Annotated in this window: 1 protein-coding gene; it reads left to right on the top strand. The window is 34.2% G+C overall.

Annotated features, from left to right (window positions below):
- Positions 1–88: 88 nt before the first annotated feature.
- A complete protein-coding gene (locus CHX27_RS02475) occupies positions 89–1,294 on the top strand; it encodes an IS4 family transposase (RefSeq protein WP_094485183.1) in 1,206 nt (401 codons plus the stop codon).
- Positions 1,295–1,393: the final 99 nt, after the last annotated feature.

Raw genomic sequence — 1,393 nt, 5'->3', positions numbered from 1 at the left:
CACTACTGTCCGATAAAAATTTAAAAGCGGGATTTCTTACTCAAGATTTCCCGCTTTATTGTAATTTGGTTTTGCGAACTAAAATTACATGAATAAAAGTAGCTACTTTTTCGGACAATCTGTTTTCGGACAGCTGATTTCTTTAATCGATTCTTCTTTGATACGGGGAGCAGTTAAAAAACATAACTCTGATCATTATGTTAAGAAGTTTGATACCTCCGATCATTTAATAAGTATGTTGTTTTCCACTTTTGCCCATTGTACTTCATTACGAGAAGTATCCGCTTCAATGTTGGGTTTGAAGGGTAAAACGAATCATTTTCAACTTAAAAACATACCTTATAAAAGCACTCTCAGTGATGCAAACAAACGAAGAAGTCATTTGGTGTTCCAAGATATTTATTACGATTTACTAAAGCAATACCAATCAATTATCTCGGACAGCAGAAAAATTTACTCGTGGGAAGACAAATTAGAAATCATTGATTCGAGTACGATATCCTTGTTTAAAGACATACTAAGCTGTGTTGGTCGAACACCATCTAATGGTAAGAAAAAAGGGGGCATTAAGATTCACACACAGATTAACCTTCAAGAAAACGTACCTAAACTCATTTGGTTTTCAGCGGCAACCACCCATGACAAGCAATTTCTAAAACACATTCAAATTAAAAAAGGGAAAATAGCTGTATTCGATAAAGGGTATAACGATTATAAAACCTTCGATGAGTTTACCGAGAACGGTATTCACTTCGTTACACGCTTAAAATCAAACGCTTCTTATGAATCCATCCGAGAAAACGATATTCCTTCACATATAGACAACGGTGTAATAAAAGATGAAGTAATTCAAGTAGCGGTTAAAAAAAATGGGAGTTACGTCAAAACAATTGAATTGAGAAAAATAGCTTATTGGGACGACGAGCATGGACGATGCTTTGAGTTTATCACCAATCTTCATGGGATGAATGCGGGTCACATTGCATTAATTTACAAGAAACGGTGGCAAATTGAATTACTCTTTAAGCAGTTAAAACAGAACTTTCCGCTCAAGTATTTCCTTGGAGACAACGAAAACTCTATCAAAATACAAATTTGGTGTACCTTAATAGTGAATCTATTATTAACCATAATACGAAAGAAAATCAAAAGAAAATGGGCTTTTTCAAACCTTGCTTGTTTCTGTCGACTACATCTTTTCAATTACATTCATTTGGTAAAATATCTTGAAAACCCGGAGAAAGATTGGATTAAAGAAATTGACCCGCAGCTTCAGTTGAACTTCAGTCCATAAAAAAGGGGGCTTACTTTTGAAAAACATAAATCAACTTCAGTAAAATCAAAGCATTCAAGTCGAAAAATGACTAACTTTAGTTTTTATCGGACAGTAGTG

Source organism: Flavobacterium aurantiibacter, from assembly GCF_002251775.1.
GTDB classification, from domain to species: Bacteria; Bacteroidota; Bacteroidia; order Flavobacteriales; family Flavobacteriaceae; genus Flavobacterium; species Flavobacterium aurantiibacter.
The sequence above is the reverse complement of the archived record's forward strand: the minus strand, read 5'-3'. Positions and strand labels throughout refer to the sequence as shown.